Source organism: Bacillus sp. URHA0034 (assembly GCF_056280405.1).
Genome location: NZ_JBWCDK010000002.1, coordinates 81179 through 102185 on the forward strand (window position 1 = coordinate 81179; position 21007 = coordinate 102185).

Genomic DNA, 21007 nt, shown 5'->3' on the forward strand with positions numbered 1-21007 from the left:
CTCCCCCTATCTAATATGACCTAAAAATTCCTTCGTCCGATCATGCTTTGGATTGCCAAAAACATCCTCTGGAATTCCTTGTTCAATAATATTTCCGCCATCCATGAAGATAACCCGGTCAGCTACTTCTTTGGCGAAGCCCATTTCATGAGTAACGACGACCATGGTCATCCCTTCCTTTGCCAGCTGCTTCATGACCGAAAGTACTTCACCGACAAGTTCCGGATCAAGGGCAGAAGTAGGTTCATCGAATAGCATAACCGTTGGTTCCATGGCTAATGCTCGAGCGATCGCTACACGCTGCTTTTGCCCTCCAGATAACCGGTTTGGATATTCGTCCGCTTTTGCTTCAAGCCCAACTTTTTTAAGAAGTTCGATTCCTTTATTCTTCGCTTCCGCTTTAGTCATTTTTTTCAATAAAATAGGAGCTTCCATAATGTTTTGCAAAACGGTCATATGTGGAAAAAGATTAAACTGCTGAAAAACCATTCCGATCTCTTGACGAAGTTTATTCAACGCAGCCTCTTTGTTTTCTACCAATTTCCCATTAATCGTAATACTCCCGCCATCAATCAACTCTAAATGATTCATACAACGAAGAAAGGTACTTTTCCCTGATCCGCTCGGTCCAATGATGACGACCACTTCACCTTGCGAGACATGTAAATCGACACCTTTTAAAACTTCTAAATCACCAAATGTTTTGATTACATTATTGCATGTTATCATTCATAAGCACCTACCTTTTTCTCCACTTTCCCAACGATAAATGTCATGATCGTAGTAAGCACTAAGTAGATTAAACCAACTAGTAAAAAGATCTCCATATAACGGTACGTACTACTTATTATTTGCTGACCTGTTCTGAGTAAATCGTATAAAGCGATCGTTGATACGAGGGAGGATTCTTTAATTAACGCAATAAATTCATTTCCTAGCGGAGGCAGCATGCGGCGAAACGCTTGTGGTATAATAACCCGTCTCATCGCTTGTCCATAACTTAATCCAAGCGACCTTGCTGCTTCCATTTGCCCTTTATCAATCGACTGAATGGCGCCCCTGGCAATTTCCGCAATATAGGCAGCTGCATTAAGTGACAATGCAATGCAGGCGGAAACAAAAGGCGGCATCGTCAATACAGGAAATACGGAAGGGATCGCGAAATGGATGGTGAATAATTGCACCAAAAGGGGAGTTCCTCGAATCACCCAAATATAAAATCTACTAATTTGTGAAAATAGTTTTGTGTTAGATACACGGCCGAGACCGAATAGTAATCCTATAATACTTCCTGCTACGATCCCGATAACGGCAATTTCAACAGTGACCAATGCCCCCTGTAATAAGTAGGGAAGATAAGTTACTGCAAATGATAGAAAGTCGTTCATTTCCCTCTCTCCTTTTGAAAAAAGCATAAAGTAAAAATAAGACGGATAAATCAGAACTCCGATTTATCCGTACCCCTTTTTATTCATTAGATTTGTCTGTTCCGAACCATTTCTTACTAACTTCTGCGTAAGCTCCGTTATCCTTCACCGTTTTTACCGCTTTTTGTAAGGCTGCTTCCAGTTCGTTATCACCTTTACGTACAGCAATCCCTACTGGAAGACTTTGGAATGAACTGCCTACAACATCGAAAGCATCAGGTTTAGTCGTTTTGTAGTAACGACCAACCGCTTCTGCAACAATAACTCCCTGTAAACGGCCAAGACCTAAGTCATTAAATACATCCGTATAACCATTGTATGTCTTTAATTCTTTTATTCCCTTAATCTCTTTCGCTGCACTTTCACTAGTTGACCCTAGTTGTACACCGACTGTTTTTCCAGAAAGATCTGCTTTCGATTGAATCTTATCAGGATTTCCTGTTTTTACTGCTACCACTTGTCCTAATTTCATATACTCTACAAAATCAACCTTTTGCTTTCTTTCATCTGTAATATTCATTGATGACATAATGATGTCATATCGTTTAGCGTCTAATCCTGGTAAAATTCCATCCCATGCAGTTGGGATAAATTCTACTTTTACACCAAGCTCTTTTGATATGGCGTTTGCAAGATCAATATCAAAACCTACTAACTTGTTTTGATCATTACGGTATTCCATTGGTGGAAATGTATCATCCACAGCAATTTTAAGAACGCCTTGCTTTTTTATATTTTCAAATGTATTTCCTTCGGTTACTTTTTTACTCTGCTCACTCTTTGATTGTGCAGGTAATTTAGGCTGAGTACCACATGCAGTTGCCATTAGAGCCACTGCTGTAATGATTAAGAACTGGATGACTTTCTTCATGATGTTTTTCCTCCCCTATTTCACTCTATTCCTTTACCGATTTATCACAGTAAAATGTTTTATTTATGTAACTCATTGTAATTTTATACATAGAAAAATACAATACCTTAAATAAATGTTTAATTAGTAAAATTATTTCAACTATTATGAAAACCAATTATGGTTTGTTAACTTTAATCCAAACAAAAAAACACTCACAAACATGGAGAAACCTATAATAAGAGTCTGCGAAGTGATTTGAGCAATCTTTTCATTTTGGTTATAATTCATTTTAAGACCTCCTGGTATTTGGGATTGTCCTTTTTTTGCTGGCCAGCTTTTAGGACTCTCTCATTCTACCAAGAGGTTCTTTTTTTGTTCAAACCTCATTTTCATTCATTAGATTCGTAATGCAACAATCGTTGTGGATTACGCAGGGAAAAGGTTTTTAATCGACCCAATGTTAGCGGAAAAGGGAACTTACCCTCCTTTCCCTAATTCACCAAGACAAGAACAAAATAATCCTTTGATAGGTTTACCAACATCCATTGACAACATTATTAATAATATCGATGCTGTTATCGTTACTCATCTTCATTTAGATCATTGGGACGATGCTGCTAAAGAAGCATTGCCAAAAGAGATCAAAATATTTGCCCAAAATGAAGAAGATGCAACAGAAATTCGAAATGCTGGGTTCCAAAATATAGAGGTCTTACATGAGGATACAGTCTTTGAGGGTATCAAATTAATCAAAACTAAAGGCGAACATGGAAGAGGCGAAATTTTAAAACTTGCTGGTTCAGTATGTGGTGTTGTTTTCAAACACTCAACAGAGAAAACTTTATATGTAGCTGGTGATACCGTATGGTATGATGCAGTTCAAAAAGTAATCGATACACACAAACCTGAAATTATTGTAGTGAATGCTGGGGATAATCAATTCTTTGAAGGCGGATCTTTAGTCATGGGTAAAGATGATGTCTATGAAGTGTATAAGGCTGCGCCTGACGCAAAAATTATTGCTGTTCATATGGAAGCAGATAAACCATTGGGCATTGTCCAGAGAAGAATTAAAGAGCTTTATTAATGAAAGAGGAATCTCCACAAATGTTTTAGTACCAAATGACGGAGAATCATACATATTTTAGATAAAAGATTCCTCTTAATTGAAGATTCGCACCCGTAACTCTGAGTGTAGTATTTTACAAAGTTAGTAAAGAAAAATTAATAAAAGTAATCTTATTCTATTATTGATAATGGTACTTTTTGGATATTATACTAGAGGTGAATGCACTATTTTAAAATGAAGGGAGATTTACCATGGAGGTAACATTTACAGTAAGCAAATGGGATGAAAAGCCAGTAGAAGACACTAGAAAAGAATTCCCTATTAATATTGCCCATGTCGAATATGATATTAAGGGTGAATTAACAGGAAAAGCTTTTGTTGAATATTTATTATTTTATATAGACTCTACTTTAGATGATGGTCACTTAGCTACTTCGAAAATTTCCGGATTTCTGCATTTTGAAGGAAGCTACAAGGGAAAACATGGGACATTCACGGCTTTAGAGCAAGGAATATTTGATAAAGGAAATCTAGCTTCTCCAGGAACAATCATCAAGGCAACCGGTGACTTTGAAGGCTTGAAAGGGTCTTATAACTATAAGTTTGCAGGTGAAACCAGTAAGATGATTCTAGACTTTAAATTCTAACAAAACAGTAAAAAAAGGGCATTTCTGTACTACCTGGAATGTCCTTTTCGTCGAAAGATCTTCTTTAACTATTCTCCCACGTTACTTCAATAAGGATTGAACCTTTAAAGCAACTTCTTTCGGTTTAACCTCAATAGATGATAACCTTTCAATGTCTATCCACATTGGCAAATACGTTCCTCTGCCTCTATTCTCGTCTGTGAACTCTTCGCCTTGTCCAGTTCCGAAAGTTCCATCAATGATTTCAGACAGATAAAAGTATTGAGTTCCATTAAATTCAACTTCTGCAATGCATTCGTTAATGATAACCTCAACTCCCAATTCTTCTAGGGCTTCTCTTTTAGCAGCTTTTTCAGGTGTCTCACCTTCTTCAATTCCACCTCCTGGAAATACATAGTATATAGAATCTTCTATAACTCTTTTTATAAGTCCAACCTTTTTATCTTTTATTAATACGACTGAACTTCTATTTCTCACAAGTACTCCCCCATTTTTTACTTCAACAGCCATTCTTCTTTAGGAAGAGTATCACCCTGTTAGCTTAAGTACAATAATTCACATCTCACAATTGGAATAATAAAAAAGTGATTTCAACTAAAGAATTACATTTCCCAATCCTTTAAAAGTCCCCAAGTAATAGTAGGGTTTCCTTTTAAAGACCACATTGAACCTACATAAAGATTCTCAGTAAATTTCCCTATTTCATTGTAGTGTTTAACTATTCAATCGTGGTGGCAGAGACATTTTGGCTAGGAATATCTTTATTACCAACCCACGCTAACGAACCTTCATCACTTTCCATTAACCTAATATTTTTTGATACATTTCCAATGAACACATATTGAATTCGAATTTCTTGATTTTCCTTAATTCTATGTACAATATATCTAAGTTTTAGATTTTCTATGTAATCACTCTTTAAGCCTGTTTCTTCCTCAATCTCTCTTAAACATTACTATTCAAATAAAGTTTATCTTATGTTCCTGACACCATTCAATCGCAATTTGTCTAAAACAGTCGTCACGGAATAAGTACCATTGTTCCTCTATTTCAAAGTCTATTGTTTTGTCCTTAAACCTCCTAAAAGCACCCCTACCCTTAATTGCCTTTAATAAGGATTCCTGTTTACGATCATCACTGACGGTTAAGCAAAAGTTCTCCATTATTTCATACTCATTCACTTCATATTTAGTAGGTAGCTCTATATAATTATCAAAGTTTTCAACCACATCATTTGCAACCATTCTATTTTCTTGTTCCCATTCAGGTAAATCTTCAAATGGTTCTTCATCCTCAGCTGCTCTCAAGTCTTCTGATGATATTAGCACTATTTCACCCGTTTTAATATTTAGGAATGAACGTGACTCTTCAAACTGCAACTCCATTTCCTCAATAATATCGTTTAGTTTTATTTGTATGCTCATTATTAGTTCACCTTTTTAATTTTTGATAAATAATTATAACTATTTTAAAAACGAAGAAACATACTGTATCTCTGGAATTTTATCTATAGTAGTGCGATAAATCGAAAGGTTAAATAAACAACAGCTAAATAACCCAGGTAAGTAATGTAGCGATTATAAAGCTTTGTCCCATTAAAAACTTAATATTTCTTTCTAAACTGCAAGCCATCCAATAATTAAAGAGCAGAAAAAAAGGCGACGATGATTCATATGTAATCTCCCTTTTGCTTTATTTATTTCTTTATCTATATAATACATAGAAATTCTGTGTATGTGAATTTAAATTTATTAGCTCTTAATAAACTAACTGCTGCTTTACCATATAAAAAAAGATCGCATCAGCGACCTATATTCAAACATAAGTACCCGTTAGTCATAATGAACGAAACGGCTCCCATCGCTTAACGTAGGTTGCACTTGGTCATAATGTTACTACCCAAATCAAAACCAAGTGTAGAGCTACACACGAAAAGGAGCCGATTATTATGAAGGATGTACAAAAATTTGTTGGTTTAGACGCCTCTAAAGATACTATTGCTGTTGCGATTGCTGATTCAGGTCGTGGAGAGCCTAGATTTCATGGTACCATACCAAATAAACCAGAAAACATTCGCAAATTAATGAAAAGTTTAGGCGATCCTAAAAATCTATTAGTTTGTTATGAAGCTGGATCTTCTGGATACGGAATCTACCGATTACTTCTATCTATGGACATAGAATGTATGGTTGTAGCACCTACCCTTATTCCAAAGCGTTCAGGAGATCGAGTAAAAACAGACAAAAGGGATGCAATTAGATTAGCTCAGCTACTTCGTGCTGGAGAGCTTACTTCTGTTTGGGTTCCAGATGAAGACCATGAAGCATTGAGAGACTTAATTCGTGCTCGTCATGATGCTCGTGAGGATTTACAAAGTTCTCGTCAGAGACTTGTTCACTTCTTACTTCGTCATGAAATACGTCCCCCTCAAGGGGTTAGAAATTGGTCTGTCAAACATCGCGAATGGTTAAAACGATTAACATTTGAAAGAACTTCCCAACGTACTGTTTTTCAAGAATACCTACATGCAATCAATGTAGTTGAAGATCGTATGAAACGAATCGAAGCTCAAATCCATGAAGAAGCTCTTCAAAGTGAACATGCACTTGTAATTCAAGCACTTCAAACTTTGAGAGGTGTCGCAGAGGTCACTGCCGTTACTTTAGTAGCTGAAATCGGACAGTTTTCTCGTTTTTCTAACCCAAGACAACTGATGTCCTATGCTGGACTCGTTCCTAAAGAATACTCTAGTGGATCAAATCGTTGGCAAGGTTCTATTACTAAGACGGGAAATTCTCAGGTTCGGCGTTCCATTGTAGAAATCTGTTGGTCTTATCGTCATCGACCTTCTCTTAAAGGTGAATTACTTAAACGGCAAGAAGGTCAAGATCCTGAAGCACAACGTATTGCTTGGAAGGCTCAGCACCGTCTTCATATGAAATATCATCGTATATCTGCTAAAGGAAGAGGTGGCAAAGTAGCTGTTGTTGCTGTCGCTAGAGAATTGCTTGGATTTATTTGGGCTATCGGTTGTACCATTGAAAATAAACAAATTACTCAATCAAAAGTTGCTTAATTAGATTAAATGTAAACTTATGTAATGTATGATTTTATCTCAGAACTATTTGTGTTGAAGAATTGAAGATTTGGCTCGAAGGCAAACCCCCGGGAAGGAGAACCCTCATGTTAAGTTATGCACTAGGTTCGAAGAACTGAACGTGCGTCGTTAGTCCGAGGCAGCTCCGTGACGGATGGAATGAAATGTGGTAACCAACCCACGAATATCAGACTGTATATCACCGTCAACGTTTTTGCCTTCGTGTCAAGTTTTTAAGGTTATCCTGTTCAACTTTCTGCATTGTATCCATTTCGTAATTAGCTTATCAAGGGAAAGTGCACCCTTGACAAGCTAATTACGAAAGGATATTTAGTCTATAAGTTGAACAAGGAATAACTCTATTCATGCTGAATAAAAACACCATTTAAAAACATTTGGGTGTGGTGGGTTGACAGTTTCGTTCATATCAGCTTAATAAGAGCCAACAAAATACCAATGTTCATCTAACTTTTCTATTTGTTTAAAATCTCCATCAAAATCGTTATGACTTGGCTTTTTATCATATGGTGAGTATACGAACCCAGAGAAATTATCTAATATCCCTCGATATGTGAAGAACAAAATCAAGTCTTTGTTTTTTTCAATAACAATCTCACCGCCACCTTTAGATAATCGGTGATATTTTTCAGGTAATTGAATTATCGATGGATCGTATGAAATGTTGGGTGTCAAAGTACCATTTTTCACCATTTGAACTACTTCTTCTCTTTCCGATCTATTCGATTTGAAGTCCAAATCTAAAATAACTTGAGTAAAAGGAAAGTAAAACCATAATAAGATGGTTATTATTTGAATAGTTAATGGCTTCCAATCCTTATTTTTTTTAAATAAACGTATGGTGGCCTTTATTGTAATGAAAATGAAAAAACCAAATATCACTAACCAAACAGGCAGCATTAAAAATTCGGTTAATATATCGACCAGATACCATTGAAAAAATTCAAGTAAAATAACCAATATACTACTTGCTAATGCCAAGACTAAAAGTTGATTTTGTTTCAAATATTCCACACTCTCATAGGATCGTTTTTTGGCTTCATTTTATAGAACTAATGACTAGAATATCAATGGTATTTTGTGACAGGCTTTCTCCTTCTAACCGGCCACAATAGTTGAACAGGATCATGCCTTACATAATCGATACGTATTCTTGCACTATCCCTCACAAAATTGTAGTAATCGGAGGTGCCATAACTGTTTAGCTCAGCACGACTATCTTTTTCTCAATGGAATGATGTTAAAAGTGAAATAAATTGAGGTAAAATCACAGATGCTAAGCCAGATGAAAACGCAAAAACTTGTTGATCTCCTGAAACGGTAATTAATACTTCCCCACCATTTAGGTCAATTATTACTTTACTCTTATATTCAAAATGCAAGGGATAACCCCATTCACCGCCTTGAGGCAGCCTCTAGTTCTAAACTATGCACACGTTACTTAAAGACGAGCTTTCACGATATGGTTGCTTTATTAAAAGATTCTAAACAAATTCTATATTTTCCTGCTGGTTTAATTCATTACCAATTTCAAACGGATCAAGGATGGATTTTCTTAATTTTCATTATTGATCTTTTTTGCATTTAATTTAAAGAATATCCCAAAGTTATTTTCTAGCAATCCATCTAGGTGCCCACCAATTTGCAGGACCTAGTAGTTTCATCAAAGCGGGCACCACAATAATTCGTATCAGTGTGGCATCAATGAAAATAGCACAAAATAAACCTACACCGAGTGCCTTTGTAATTTCAATGTTAGTAAAAATAAACGAACCCACTACCACCAGTAAAATTAATGCAGCACTACTAATAAGACGACCCGTTTTCTGTAGCCCCACGGCCGTACTTTTTTCATTATCGCCTGACCTCTCATATTCTTCCTTAATTCTTGAAATTAAAAATACCTCATAATCCATTGATATGCCAAATACTATGCAAAAAATGGTGACAGGCATAATGATACTAACGTATCCAGTTGAAGTAATATTTAAGAATCCTGCTAACCATCCGTACTGAAAAACAATGACAACAATCCCCAAGCTAGCCCCAAGACTTAAGACGTTCATCAATAAGGCTTTAAGCGGTAAAAGAACGGACTTGAATGCGGAAAGCAATATGATATATGTAACAGTGATAATAAATAACATTAACAAGGGTAAACCTGAATTAATTCGATCTAGTATGTCAACACGTATAGCCGTTTGTCCAGTAACATATGTTGTTAAGTCACTCTTTGATATATTTCTGACTATATGAACAAGCTTGGAAGATCCAGTCGAATCCGGATTAGATTGTGGTACTATAGTCAGCATAGCATAATTTCCACGTAATAAATTACTGTTAACCATTCGATCATGTGTACCTTTTGAAGCTAATAGTTGCGCGGTGTCTTCGGCTGATCGATTACCAAGAACATCTATATAGCTTTGAACCTCCAACAGATCAGGTAATTTTCGAATCCTATCCTCATATTTTTTTATGTCTCTAATGGATGCCACTCTGGTGACGTTTTCCTTTGCCTTGACAACAATATTAATGGGGCTAGATCTCCGTATATCATAATTCGCTTTCAATAATTCTGCACCTGTCCTTGATTCGTATGGGGGTGGGAGTACTTCCGCGGTGGGTACCCCCACTTTCATATGAACAATGGGCGTCATAAGCGATAATAAAAAGGTAATGATCAAGAAGGCTAGTATCGCTGGTCTTTTCATTACAAAATTGGCAAGTCGCTCCCACATAATTGAATTTTCCAATTTCTTTTGAGTACCAGGAAATACTTTTAAAGAATTGATATGATAGCCCAAGATACCCAGTAACGCAGGTAAAAGTGTACAGGATAGAATCATTGCTGAAAACACCACCAGGACACCACCAAGACATAATGAATAAATGATTGGCAGCTTAATAAACAACATCCCACACATACCAATCAAAACTGTAATCCCTGAAAAAAATACAGATTGTCCCGCTGTTTGAATGGCCATACCTACAGCTTCCTCAACGGATTGACGGCTCTTTAATTCCTCACGAAAACGGCTTACTAAAAAAAGGGCATAATCCACTCCTATCGCCATACCTAGCATCATCACTATATTTGGAAGAAAATTTGAAAGGGAGTAATACCCAGTTAGACAGTATGTAATCCCCATTGTCAGAGATACACTGATCGTCCCAATCAACAGGGGTAGAATGGCAGCCCAAACAGTACCAAAAATAAATAAAAGTACAAATAAGGCAATGGGAAGTCCAATTTTTTCTGAATGTGCCATATCATGTTTGGTTGCTTGCTGTATTTCATGTAGCGTAGCTATTTCCCCATCAATATACGTATGCATTCCTTTGGGGTGGCCAATTAGCCTTTTTATTTCTGAAAAATGGTTAAGTGCCTCTCGATTCTTTAGTTTTAATGGAACAACAACTGACTGAATACCCTTATCTTTTTTTATACGTGGTGTGTTGTTTATCTCAATTTTTCCAACATAGTCCTTCTTATTTAGTTTATCTAATGATTGCAAAATGTCCTTCTTTGCCTGATCGCTAGTTAGGTCTAAATGATTACTCTTATATACAATTGTTAATGCTGACGGAGACACTTCAAATTCCTTTTTCATTAATGATATACCTATGTCCGACTCGCTTCCCTGTGGAGTTAATCCGCTATCCTTAAGCCTATCAGGAAGTTTTTGGGCAAAAAAGGCTGAAAAAATGAATAATAATATCCAAAAAATGGATACTACCCAACGTAATTTGTACATCTTGATTCCCCAAAGCCAAAATAGACCTTTATTTTCAATTTCTCTCATCTTTTCCTACCCCTTTTGTTCCCAATAAGAATAGGATTTGTCATATCTCATGTTTTTATCAAGAAGAAGAAACGTAATCTGCTCCAATTTTAATAGGTATAGGAATTATTTGCATTTCTAACGAATGCAAAAAAGGGAAAATTAATAATGCACCAAATGTTAAGGAGGGTACCAATGGGTTATTTAAAAACCATGCTTGTTTGCTTGCTTACTTTCCAGCTCCTTTTGAATGTTCCTTCAGCTAAAGCTGCTCCACCAGATAATGAATTGAACCAATATTTAGCTGGATTAGGATGGACTAAACAGGAGTTAATGGACTATCTTTCCTACTATGAAATCCCTTTAGAAGATTTTAGTACAGTGGAAGAACTAAAAGAAGTGCTCGGTACCCCTATCAACTCAACCAATTTGCAGCAGTTGTTAACCAAGTATGATCTGACACAGAAAGAATTTAACGACTTAATGGATCATTTTGGTGATAACCTGAGTGATTATAAATTTATTGAGGATTTAGATGCATCAGTTGAATATTACGCTAACAATGATGATTATATGGCAGAAACCGAAAAAGCATTAGCGGATTTTGGCATTACTGAAGAAGAGACAGAAAGATTGTTTAACTATTTAGCTGCAGTGGAAGAAAAGAATAAAAATCAACTGGATCAAATAGCAACAAACGATACACTTTGGGAAAAGTTCTCCAATGTAGAAGATCCTTCTCAATTAAGCGATGAAGATTTTGATGAGATGGTTCAAATTTTGGAGCAAACCTTTGAATTATATGAAGTTAAAATGAACTTTAAGGTTAACGGTCAAGCTGTAACGTTAAAGGAATTGTTAAATATGAAAGAGCCTCCAAAGGGTAATCTTTCTGGAAGTATCTACAGCACTTCAGGTGAGCTTTTGTTAGACTTTAATATACCTAAAGAGTATTTAGAATCACTAGAGGCTGTATACGATGGTGAAGACTTGCTTCATTTAGGTGAAATTTCAGATGATTATGTAGATCATATGCATGAAGAGAAGTATGAACAGGGACGAAAAAACTTAAAATAATACGAAAGCCCTTCTCCTATGGGAAGGGCCTTTTTAAGGGTAGATAATAGGAAAATAATCCAAGCAAACATTAGGACCCAGCGAGACTAATTGTTTCACGATTTAATGCACTTCTGGTTGTAATTTTTGTAGGTATCTTCCCCTTATAATAAAGCTTAACTACATAAATCCCAGCAACAAAAAGGCAATGGAGTGAATTCCATTGCCTTTTCTTATACGGTAAACATCCGAAGCTTTCTAACCCCGAAGCCGAACTTATTAAAATGACTGTCCCCTTAACTATTACCCTTTATTAATTTTTAACATCGAGTTAGCATTTACCTGAAATTCATATGGAACTTTAACCTCTTCCACAGAACACCCATTTTTAGTAAGATAACTGAGTATTTTATCTAAATGGTCGAATCGTTTCCCTTCCAAATCGACCAATGGGAAAATACGAATTTCTTCTTTTGTAACTCTTAATAACTCGTCTAAAGTGTTTGTATGAAATTCATAATCTAATCGATCAGCATACATAAAAAGAAAATGGGCAGATAGAAGAACATCAAATTCTCCATCATTAAAGGGTAATGAGGGTAAAGTGACAGGAACATACCGTTCACTTGATTGTCTCATATCCTTTGCACAATCATATAAAGCACTTAGGCGATGTTTTCTAAGTTCCTCTATATCATTAAAATAATCCCAAATATAATTAGTTTTTGCTTTTTCCATATGTTCCATCGCATGTTCAACATCCTGTATTCCTTTCTCATATAGATCTTCATCAGAATGATAATATGCGATATCGGCTGCTGTTACATTTAATCCTGAATTATTACCTACAGCAGTAAAAGAACATGCCCCTGCTGGACAATCCAGTATCTTTTTCCCCTTTAGTTCTGCTACCGAAAGAGAAAACATGCCCAAATATTCTTCAAACGTTCTTCCAATGAAAATAATTCTCTCTAAATCTAACTTTGTGCTCTGCTCAACTCTACTCATCTAAACTCACCTCTAAAAAAGAATTAGATTTATATTATCATAGTTAGCTGGAAAACTTAACCTTTTTTGATGTTATATTTTTTAATACCAGTATTAAAGAGAAATAAAAAGAACATGAACCCTTTGTTGATCTTAAGAACCCATTAGTTTCTATAGTTTATTATAAAAAGGGAATCACAGCTACTAACGGGTTCGGTTTTGAAATACAAAATACGTAATTCATCAATGAACCATGGTTTCGAATCGTTCACCATGGAAATACATCACTTGTTGGTTTATGGTTTAAATGGTTCTGCTTTCTTAAAAGTAACAGATTCAGCTTTATACATTTTTCCATCCCAACCATATTTAATTTTTAGGCTGCCTATACCTGCCTCAGGAATAGATACAAATACAGTTGTATGGCCATAAAGAACACCATTTTCAGGCATATATTCCTCCATTGATCCTACTCCAGGAGGGGCATCAGAAGATTGATAACCGAATTTTAAATAGTCCACTAAGTATTTCTTTTTACCAGTTACAACAGTAATTTCATTGCCTTTTCGTTCCATTCTTACAAGTCTTTTGACCGCATCATTAATTGATTCAACTTGCACTTCTTCGTATCTTCGATTAAGGTCATGTACTTGATTTAACACGTGTATTTCTTTTGTAGATACTCCAGACCCTGCACCAGATATTAAAGCGACTATAACATCTCTTAATCCATCGCCATTTATATCTTCATAAAATAATTCAGGGGCAAACTTGTCATTATACCAATTAGGAAAGTTATATAATAATTCTCCACCAACGCTGTCCACTCCACCGCCTACTTGAACAGTAAAGTTTTTGGTAGCCATACTATCTACCTTATCAGCAATTAAAAAAATGTTTTCGTACCACACATCAGATTTAATGTGTGATGTTACAACTCTTTGAACGGCATATGCTTTTCTGGTATGACAAACTATGGTCATTATTAATAAAAATATTAAAAATTTCTTCATTGGTATCACTCCTATTATTTATAATTGCCAAAAGGAATGAATTACTTTACTGGATATTTTCTTTGAATCAATTTGCTTGTGAGTTGATTTAGGGTTAACCAATAAGGGTTATTTCATAAGCACATTTTTCTTCGTAATGACCTAAATGTAGAGGATCTGTATATTCATAGTGGTAATAAAAAAAAGCTGCCTTTAGACAGCTTCATACCTGATATCAAACCCCTGATCAATAAGATTTAAATAATCCAATTACTATACCTGACTTTTTCTGATGATCACCTCGAGAATTTCAATTATTTATATCCCAAGGTGATATAAATAATAATGACCATTAGATAAACACTTTGAAAATGCAATAATTTTATTAAATTGCTTCATTACTTCATCGCGGTTGATGACAATCTTGTCATAACTTCCATCCTGCTTAATGTCCCCATCCACATAATTCCCTGTAAGGAAAAGGGTATCAGGTGCATTATTGAATAAGTCCCTCCAAGAAGTAAAAATACCCTTTAACCTAATTGAAGATTCATTATCAAATAACGTTACACCGTAATAGTTAATTCCTTGGCCAATTGGATTTCCTAACTTAGCTGGATTTTTACTCGGTACCCATTCTAAAGTGTCCGAAATGTATTGGATGATCTCATCATGAATTACAACTTTGTCAATGATACAGTTATTTTTGTCTTTATTTCGCCAAAAATCCGTTAAATCGGTTGTGATAGGAATAAGATAAAACTCATGTTCTAAGCTCATAAATATCTCCTTATACTTTTCCTAAGCTTATAGTGATACCACCCTTGTTTAACAAAGCATTTTGTTAGTTACAAGATAAGAAACAGGATTTTAAATTTAGCACCTGTAGCATCAATGCCTTTTTCGGTTCCTGCCGAGTACCGATTCCTCTTTTAATTCCTTCCAATAAGGCTTGAACCTCAACTTCCTTGGAAGGTGGAAGATGATGTTTGAATTTATGCGCCATAATAATAGAAGAAACTCGTCTTCGTATGGTCGAATATTTATGTGTCGTTGCCAATTCCGATAAATAAAGGCAAAGCTTGCCTGCAGATGCCGGAAGCGGATCCCGGCCATTCAACTCACACCACTCTGTGAAATGTTTCCAGTCCGACGCGTAACTTCTCTGGGTGTTCTTACTTTTAGATTTTTGGATGTAGAATTTTATTTTTTCCAGTTTTTCTTTATCAATCTGAAGAAATTTCCCACTTTCAGTCAACATAATATCGAACCTCCTTAACAGCGTTTTTTTCCGGTCTTAAGTTCCGATAATATATATTCTCGGAAGTCAGTAACTTCGTAAAGTTTACTTCCTGGAATTTAAAAAGGGCGTTCCAAAACGGAACGCCTCCCAACTGACCGTTCGGTGGTGTTGCTTGAAATATAAACCATACGTTGTCCGGGCGCATAAATAGTAGTTAATGTGAATTTAGCACATATTTAAATTAGAAAAAATTTTTTAGATCCACAGAAAGAGTGTTTTATGTTTAAATTATTGGGATCCCCTTTTTATTATTTGTTTATGAGATTATTAATGTGAACAAGACTGTTTAAATCTGTAACCATTCGGCGACACTTTATAAAATCCTTTTCTCGGCGTTTTTCGACTCTCATTCTTACTGAATGATGTCTTTTGTAATCTTCATAACCTACACCATGCGCTCTCCACATCGCTTTTTCCATTTCGTTCGTGTACCTTAATGGTAAATGATTGATAACAAATCATTCCTTTCGGTTTTTTCACATTGGCAAGTTTTTCTTTAAGATGGTTTTCATCTTATCATTAAACCCCAAATCACACAAAGTTGAATAAATGGAATATTCGGCTATATCGAGTAATGTCATCCAGTCTCAGGGAAATAACTCTTATATACTTGTTATTTTTTCCTTATCCTCCCATATAGTGCATTTCCTATACTTATAGGACTATAAATAATGGTGCAAGCAGTTTCATAAAGACGTGATGTTATGTTAAGTGTTAAGGAAGCTACTAATTCTTTTATATTCTTCGTGATTTAAGTTTAAAAGGTCCATTATTGATTTTATTGGTTTGTCCTTGCCGAATAAGACATCCTCTATTTTCCCAATCAACAAAGAATTGGTATAAACTGGATGATGTAAAAAGGGATTAAGTCATAAAAGGGATTGGTGAGACAGAATCCCGAAAAGCGCTACAGGAGTTAGAAGATATTTTCTTGAAAGAAAAAGCAGAACCAAATAAACCATTTTATCATTTGATAAAAGAACCGATTTAAAATTTCAAAATTCTTTAGTATTTCTTTTCAAAAAACGCCATCTCAAACTATTGAGATGGCGTTTTATATCTGTATTCAATATCGGGTTCAGTCTTAACTTCAGCATAAACTAACTACTTTAAATTAATCCCGTTTCTTCACATATCAATTTTAAGAAGTTATGGGTTTACCATTTAAAAAGAGAAGCATTTTAATACTTCCTCAATGCTTTCATTGTGGCTTCCCAAAAAACATTTACTTAAATTTAATACCGTAATAACGCATTGCCTCTAGGCTACCTTCATACTCAAAAATTCCCTTTTCAATTAATTTCCTAACTCTATATTCAATAAAGCTGTCTCCGATATACTGAAGAATATGTCCATAAACCTCACCAACTAGTCTAGCACACATTATAACCCCTTTTTTCTTCCCTATTAGCTTCTTGGCTTTTTCAATTATAAAATCATCAAAATAGTCTTCAGCAACAACTTTTATTTCGCTGTTTTCCCATATTCTTAATGTTCCAGGATTCGTTGAGAGGTCTAACCACTTCTTTTCAAAATCCTTATATACTATTGGTGATAAAATCTGGCTGTTCTCTTGGCTATACATATATATGGTTTGTAATTCCTTTAAAGTAATCTCACCCGAAAAAGAGGGCACATACTTTTTAGACTTTTTCTCAAATAACTGTCTATACAATGCGGCTGTATTAATAATAAAAATAGTGTTCTTTCGTTCCCGCAACAAATACAGTGTAAATAGAAAAGCAGTTTGTTCATTTGCATTTTCTGATGTCCAAATGTATATTGGAAGATCTTCAGGAATCGATAATATTTGAGAAACGACTTTCGGCATACTGTCTTGATCAAAATCATTAAGGTTATTTTTCACCCAATGTAACCTCTCTGTTTGTCCTTTTTCTGTTTCCAAACTATGTATAGGGCCAATAGAGAAATTGTCTTGAAAGGCTATGATAAACTCTTCTTTAAGTAAGTTTAATTCTTTTATTGTTTGCCTTAAAAATGGGTATCCAAATTGTATATGGACTTTTTTGTAACTTCCTTCTTTGAATGTATCTGACTCAGTGACTTTTGGATAGAGAATTTCGTTATACATTTCTTTAAGATCATCTGCAAACTCAACTAAAGAATTTTCTTTATCCTCCAACAATGCAATCCTATACATAATAAATAGCAAGTATGATCTTACCTCTTGCTCAGGTAAATCCTTTACGATATTTTTTATATCAAGAATATCCACCTAAATAACTCCTTATAAAATGGATTAATAGCTCTAAACATTAAAATTGGGCTACCACTAAAGTTACCCCAATCTTACCGTATTAGATTTAATGGTTTTGATTCACGCTTTATTTTTTAACCAAACTTGCAAAACCTTCTCTTTTACTAATAAAATGTCCAAGTAAATAAAAGGTATTGGTACAGTTGCATTGAAGAAAGATAGAATCAAAATTTTCGGTCTAATAGGATTGATTTTAAATTCACTTATTGCTTTTTTGTTTTTGTCATTCTTTATCTCATTTGGTCCTGGAGGTTATGCAATAGAGTATGTTCTAAAGTTCTTTCAAAAACTTATTGAATAAAAATTTCTTTTTTCAGTTCGTACTTTTTGTCAAATACGAAGTTAAAAAATAATCCTCCTTCAAGTAATCTGCCCCGTTAGCGGAAAAGCAGCATTCTTAATATATTTTACTACTTCTTCTATTAAACATCCGTTATCTCAATATAAAAAGCTGCATAATTGCAGTTGGATCTTAAACTCTTGCACCACTTAGTGAACAACGAATAACACTTTATCCCCTAAAAATACCCATTTATGCTATTGTTAATATATGAAGATAAAACCAAAAGGGGGAATTCACAATATATGAAGGTGATAATAAACATTCTAATTACTTTATTAGTTTTATTAGGCTTAAGCTTTATCTTTACTTATCTTACTAATACAAAATTCATTGACTACTCGTTTCTTGTTGGAATGATAGTATCAATTATTATTTGGTTTTCGAACTCTAAAGGTGGTTTTACATCACGACTTACGGATATGACTGTTCAGGGAGCAACAGGAATAAAAATGGAAGGTGAGAAGTTTGAATTCAGGCCTAATATTGCTTTTTTCACTTCACTTTCTTATACCATCATCACATTTGTTGTTATGTTATATCACTACAGAAGTTACCTATAAAAGAACACTCCGGGTTTACATTGCAGAAGAGGCAGAGAGGCTTTATACCTTGCTTTTCCGAAGAAGGAGAAATCTTTATGCCCATGGAAGAAACCTTCTTCGCTATGCGTTTTGCTCAGCTGCGAGACAGGTTTGGAACGTCATGGATGCTCCTGTGTGAGCGCCAGTCAATAGAAACCTAGTCTATTCAGATGAAGTCCACATCCTTTGCTACTTCGGTTAACCTCACCCGTTTACAAAACCGGCTGCTTTTTTAAGCAGCCGGTTTTGGTTAAATATGGTAATGGGGGGGATGGCAAAAATATAAGGAAGGATTTGAGGATAATCCCATATCATTAAATTTCAGGTTTAATGGAGCTTGCTATTTTTACAATTTCTGATTTAGTTAATTTATCTTTACCTTTATACTTAATCTCTAGTTCCAACTCATTTTTTCTATCTTCCCAATACAAAAATTGAGTTCCACTTTTTTCTTGATAAAAATATTTAGTTCCTGTAATTTTTGTTCTTTTATCCCATTTGGGGTCATTTTGCCAGCTTACATGTTGAGTAGCAGTTACATCAAGTTCACCTTTAGTTGATAGATAATGATAAATTGCTGTTTGACAGTTCTTCCCACAGGAAGTAACAGTCAAATAGCTTTTATTAGTCTCAAAAGGATAATAATTTGGTTGTGCTTTGATTATTCCTAAAAAACCAGCCCAACTTATAGGCATTTTTAAAATGGGAGTATAAAAAAATAGGATAGTTAATAAAACACTTACACCAATTAAAAGGTATTTCAACCCTTTTTTCTTTTGGTTGTTTTCCAAAGTTGTTCCCCCACAGTACATCTTCAATGTCATAGAGTATACTACTTTAGTTGGGACTTGACGATATACCTCTCTGGACTTCTCGCAGCTCGATCAATGAATATTATGCTTTCTAAAATTACCGCCCTTCACTTCTGCTACATCATATACGGTAACAAAGGCTTTTGGGTCCAATTCATTGATGATTTCCTTTAGTTTCGTTTCTTCTAGACGGTTAATCACACAAGTGATTTCTTTAAATCTTTCATGGGAAAAACCGCCGTAAGCTTCTTTATACGTTGCACTTCGTCCTAAACGGTCTCGGATGGTCTCTACCATTATTTCGGGTTGAGTGGTGATAATTTGAAAGCCTTTCGAACCACTTAGGCCTTCTTCGACAATGTGAATGACTTTCGATGCAATAAAATAAGCTATGGCCGAAAGAATCGCTCCTTGCAGACCAAATACAATCGCAACGAAAATAAACACAAATATGTTTAAGAATAGAATGAGATCACTGGTACCAAACGGTAATTTTCGAGATAGGAGTACGGCAAGCATATCAATACCATCTAATGCACCGCCATTACGCAAGGCTAAACCCATCCCAAATCCAAGGATAATCCCGCCAACAACGGTAATTAACAATGTATCCCCTTTAATAATAGCTGGGGTATGATGCATGAGGATCGTACCAACCGCTAGTGAAGCAATTCCAATGACTGAAAAAAGAGCAAAGCTTTTTCCTATTTGTTGATATCCTAACCAGATAAAAGGAACGTTGATAATGACAATGAGAACTCCTAATGGTAAATCAAATAGTTCTGATCCAACGATACTAAGACCCGTCACTCCCCCATCCGATACGTTGTTTGGGATAAGAACCGTCTCTAGTCCATATGCAGCGATAAATCCCCCGATTATGACCATTAATCCTCGCAGGATTAATTTTAGTTTATTTGGTTTATGTATTTTGTTTGTCTTCATCCAATTCCTCTCTTCCACTTTCTCTTTAGATTAAAATCTTATCCTTCTACGAATTTTTAGAACCTATAAATTTACATCAATCTGAGTGGTAATTATGTCTTCTTTTGTAATTCCTAAAAATTTAAGAGTCTCTGCTGGTGTCGAATGGTTAAAGTGTTTTTGTAAAAGGGCTATCGAGACACCTTGTTTAAACGCATGAAATCCAAAAGTCTTTGCCAGTGAGTTTGTCCCAATCTTCCCTTCAATCCCTACCTTTACAGCGGCTTCATGGATAATACGATAGGCCTGTTGCCGTGTTATCGGTTGTTTAAACTTACGTGACTGGAATAAATAAATCTGTTCTTCTATGTTGACTTGGTTTAAGTAAGTCGTTACAGCTTCCTTTACTTTTTTGTTTAAAAATACGGACTTCCTCCCTTCACTCTCCATTTCTGAGTAATGATAAAAATCCTTGATTTCTCCCTCACGATTAAAAAGTTCCTTTACCTGTATCAAAAGTAGTTCAGATATTTTAAGACCCGTATTGATTCCAACAACAAACAATAAATAATCCCGATATGAATGTTTTTTCAGGTGTTCTTTTATCGAATTGATTTGTGCTAGGTCTCTAAGTGCATCGACTGTTTCCAACTCATCATTATCCCTTCAATGTTACTTAATATAAGTATATTTTATAATTGAGTAACATTCAAACCATCTGCCTATGATTTCCTGATTTATTTATCTTCTGAAAATGGATGAGCAAGTATACTTGTCCTTCAAAAATGAAAAAACGGCCTCAGCCCTATGGTGTATAGAGCTAAAGCCGCATATC

20 protein-coding genes and 1 pseudogene are annotated in these 21007 nt (G+C 35.1%); 4 read left to right on the forward strand and 17 right to left on the reverse strand.

What is annotated here, in order from left to right:
• Nucleotides 1-6: 6 nt before the first annotated feature.
• The 4 genes from ACZ9EE_RS02660 to ACZ9EE_RS02675 all read right to left on the reverse strand — a co-directional run bounded on the left by ACZ9EE_RS02660 (nt 7) and on the right by ACZ9EE_RS02675 (nt 2568).
• On the reverse strand, nt 7-729 hold the full coding sequence (locus tag ACZ9EE_RS02660) for an amino acid ABC transporter ATP-binding protein (RefSeq protein ID WP_476025139.1): 723 nt from the start codon (nt 727-729) through the stop codon (nt 7-9).
• Nucleotides 726-1388, reverse strand: coding sequence for an amino acid ABC transporter permease (locus ACZ9EE_RS02665; RefSeq protein WP_476025140.1), 663 nt, complete (start codon nt 1386-1388; stop codon nt 726-728). Before ACZ9EE_RS02665 ends, ACZ9EE_RS02660 begins: the two co-directional genes overlap by 4 nt.
• A gap of 79 nt (nt 1389-1467) precedes the next feature.
• Nucleotides 1468-2298 carry a basic amino acid ABC transporter substrate-binding protein gene (locus ACZ9EE_RS02670; protein ID WP_476025141.1) on the reverse strand — a complete coding sequence of 277 codons (831 nt, stop codon included), beginning with the start codon at nt 2296-2298 and terminating at the stop codon, nt 1468-1470.
• A gap of 144 nt (nt 2299-2442) precedes the next feature.
• Entirely contained in the window at nt 2443-2568 is a 126-nt protein-coding gene (locus tag ACZ9EE_RS02675) for a hypothetical protein (RefSeq protein ID WP_476025142.1), read from the reverse strand.
• A gap of 112 nt (nt 2569-2680) precedes the next feature.
• Between ACZ9EE_RS02675 and ACZ9EE_RS02680 the strand changes: the two are divergent.
• Nucleotides 2681-3428 (forward strand): annotated as a pseudogene (locus ACZ9EE_RS02680) (MBL fold metallo-hydrolase).
• Nucleotides 3429-3600: 172 nt separating this feature from the next.
• Nucleotides 3601-3996 (forward strand): DUF3224 domain-containing protein, encoded by a 396-nt coding sequence (locus ACZ9EE_RS02685; protein ID WP_476025143.1) that lies wholly within the window; start codon nt 3601-3603, stop codon nt 3994-3996.
• Between the two features lie 81 nt (nt 3997-4077).
• Here ACZ9EE_RS02685 and ACZ9EE_RS02690 read toward each other — a convergent pair whose 3' ends face one another.
• Together ACZ9EE_RS02690 and ACZ9EE_RS02695 are read right to left on the reverse strand one after the other, a co-directional pair.
• The gene (locus ACZ9EE_RS02690; RefSeq protein ID WP_476025144.1) at nt 4078-4506 is read right to left on the reverse strand and encodes an NUDIX hydrolase; all 429 of its coding nucleotides are present in this window, start codon (nt 4504-4506) and stop codon (nt 4078-4080) included.
• Nucleotides 4507-4955: 449 nt separating this feature from the next.
• The gene (locus ACZ9EE_RS02695) at nt 4956-5420 is read right to left on the reverse strand and encodes a UPF0158 family protein (protein WP_476025145.1); all 465 of its coding nucleotides are present in this window, start codon (nt 5418-5420) and stop codon (nt 4956-4958) included.
• A gap of 524 nt (nt 5421-5944) precedes the next feature.
• On the opposite strand from ACZ9EE_RS02695, the gene ACZ9EE_RS02700 reads away from it, so the two are divergent.
• Nucleotides 5945-7072, forward strand: coding sequence for an IS110 family RNA-guided transposase (locus ACZ9EE_RS02700; RefSeq protein ID WP_476025146.1), 1128 nt, complete (start codon nt 5945-5947; stop codon nt 7070-7072).
• A gap of 453 nt (nt 7073-7525) precedes the next feature.
• Here the strand turns inward: ACZ9EE_RS02700 and ACZ9EE_RS02705 are convergent, their stop codons facing one another.
• Together ACZ9EE_RS02705 and ACZ9EE_RS02710 are read right to left on the reverse strand one after the other, a co-directional pair.
• Nucleotides 7526-8116 (reverse strand): hypothetical protein, encoded by a 591-nt coding sequence (locus ACZ9EE_RS02705; RefSeq protein WP_476025147.1) that lies wholly within the window; start codon nt 8114-8116, stop codon nt 7526-7528.
• 602 nt (nt 8117-8718) lie between these two features.
• Entirely contained in the window at nt 8719-10917 is a 2199-nt protein-coding gene (locus tag ACZ9EE_RS02710) for an MMPL family transporter (protein ID WP_476025148.1), read from the reverse strand.
• Nucleotides 10918-11091: 174 nt separating this feature from the next.
• Between ACZ9EE_RS02710 and ACZ9EE_RS02715 the strand changes: the two genes are divergently transcribed.
• A complete protein-coding gene (locus ACZ9EE_RS02715) occupies nt 11092-11973 on the forward strand; it encodes a processed acidic surface protein (protein WP_476025149.1) in 882 nt (293 codons plus the stop codon).
• A gap of 282 nt (nt 11974-12255) precedes the next feature.
• Here the strand turns inward: ACZ9EE_RS02715 and ACZ9EE_RS02720 are convergent, their stop codons facing one another.
• The 9 genes from ACZ9EE_RS02720 to ACZ9EE_RS02760 all read right to left on the reverse strand — a co-directional run bounded on the left by ACZ9EE_RS02720 (nt 12256) and on the right by ACZ9EE_RS02760 (nt 20823).
• Complete coding sequence (locus tag ACZ9EE_RS02720) at nt 12256-12960, reverse strand: SAM-dependent methyltransferase (protein WP_476025150.1); 705 nt, start codon at nt 12958-12960, stop codon at nt 12256-12258.
• A gap of 275 nt (nt 12961-13235) precedes the next feature.
• Nucleotides 13236-13952: a hypothetical protein gene (locus ACZ9EE_RS02725; protein ID WP_476025151.1), complete on the reverse strand. Its 717-nt coding sequence runs from the start codon at nt 13950-13952 to the stop codon at nt 13236-13238.
• Nucleotides 13953-14249: 297 nt separating this feature from the next.
• A complete protein-coding gene (locus ACZ9EE_RS02730; protein ID WP_476025152.1) occupies nt 14250-14711 on the reverse strand; it encodes a hypothetical protein in 462 nt (153 codons plus the stop codon).
• A gap of 64 nt (nt 14712-14775) precedes the next feature.
• Nucleotides 14776-15192 carry a hypothetical protein gene (locus ACZ9EE_RS02735; RefSeq protein ID WP_476025153.1) on the reverse strand — a complete coding sequence of 139 codons (417 nt, stop codon included), beginning with the start codon at nt 15190-15192 and terminating at the stop codon, nt 14776-14778.
• A 290-nt stretch (nt 15193-15482) separates the two neighbouring features.
• Nucleotides 15483-15653, reverse strand: a complete 171-nt coding sequence (locus ACZ9EE_RS02740) for a YuzK family famiily protein (RefSeq protein ID WP_476025154.1) — start codon at nt 15651-15653, stop codon at nt 15483-15485.
• A gap of 806 nt (nt 15654-16459) precedes the next feature.
• Entirely contained in the window at nt 16460-17470 is a 1011-nt protein-coding gene (locus ACZ9EE_RS02745) for a DUF1835 domain-containing protein (protein WP_476025155.1), read from the reverse strand.
• Between the two features lie 1280 nt (nt 17471-18750).
• Nucleotides 18751-19227, reverse strand: coding sequence for a hypothetical protein (locus ACZ9EE_RS02750; protein ID WP_476025156.1), 477 nt, complete (start codon nt 19225-19227; stop codon nt 18751-18753).
• A 93-nt stretch (nt 19228-19320) separates the two neighbouring features.
• Nucleotides 19321-20193, reverse strand: a complete 873-nt coding sequence (locus ACZ9EE_RS02755) for a YitT family protein (protein WP_476025157.1) — start codon at nt 20191-20193, stop codon at nt 19321-19323.
• 63 nt (nt 20194-20256) lie between these two features.
• Complete coding sequence (locus ACZ9EE_RS02760; protein ID WP_476025158.1) at nt 20257-20823, reverse strand: tyrosine-type recombinase/integrase; 567 nt, start codon at nt 20821-20823, stop codon at nt 20257-20259.
• Nucleotides 20824-21007: the final 184 nt, after the last annotated feature.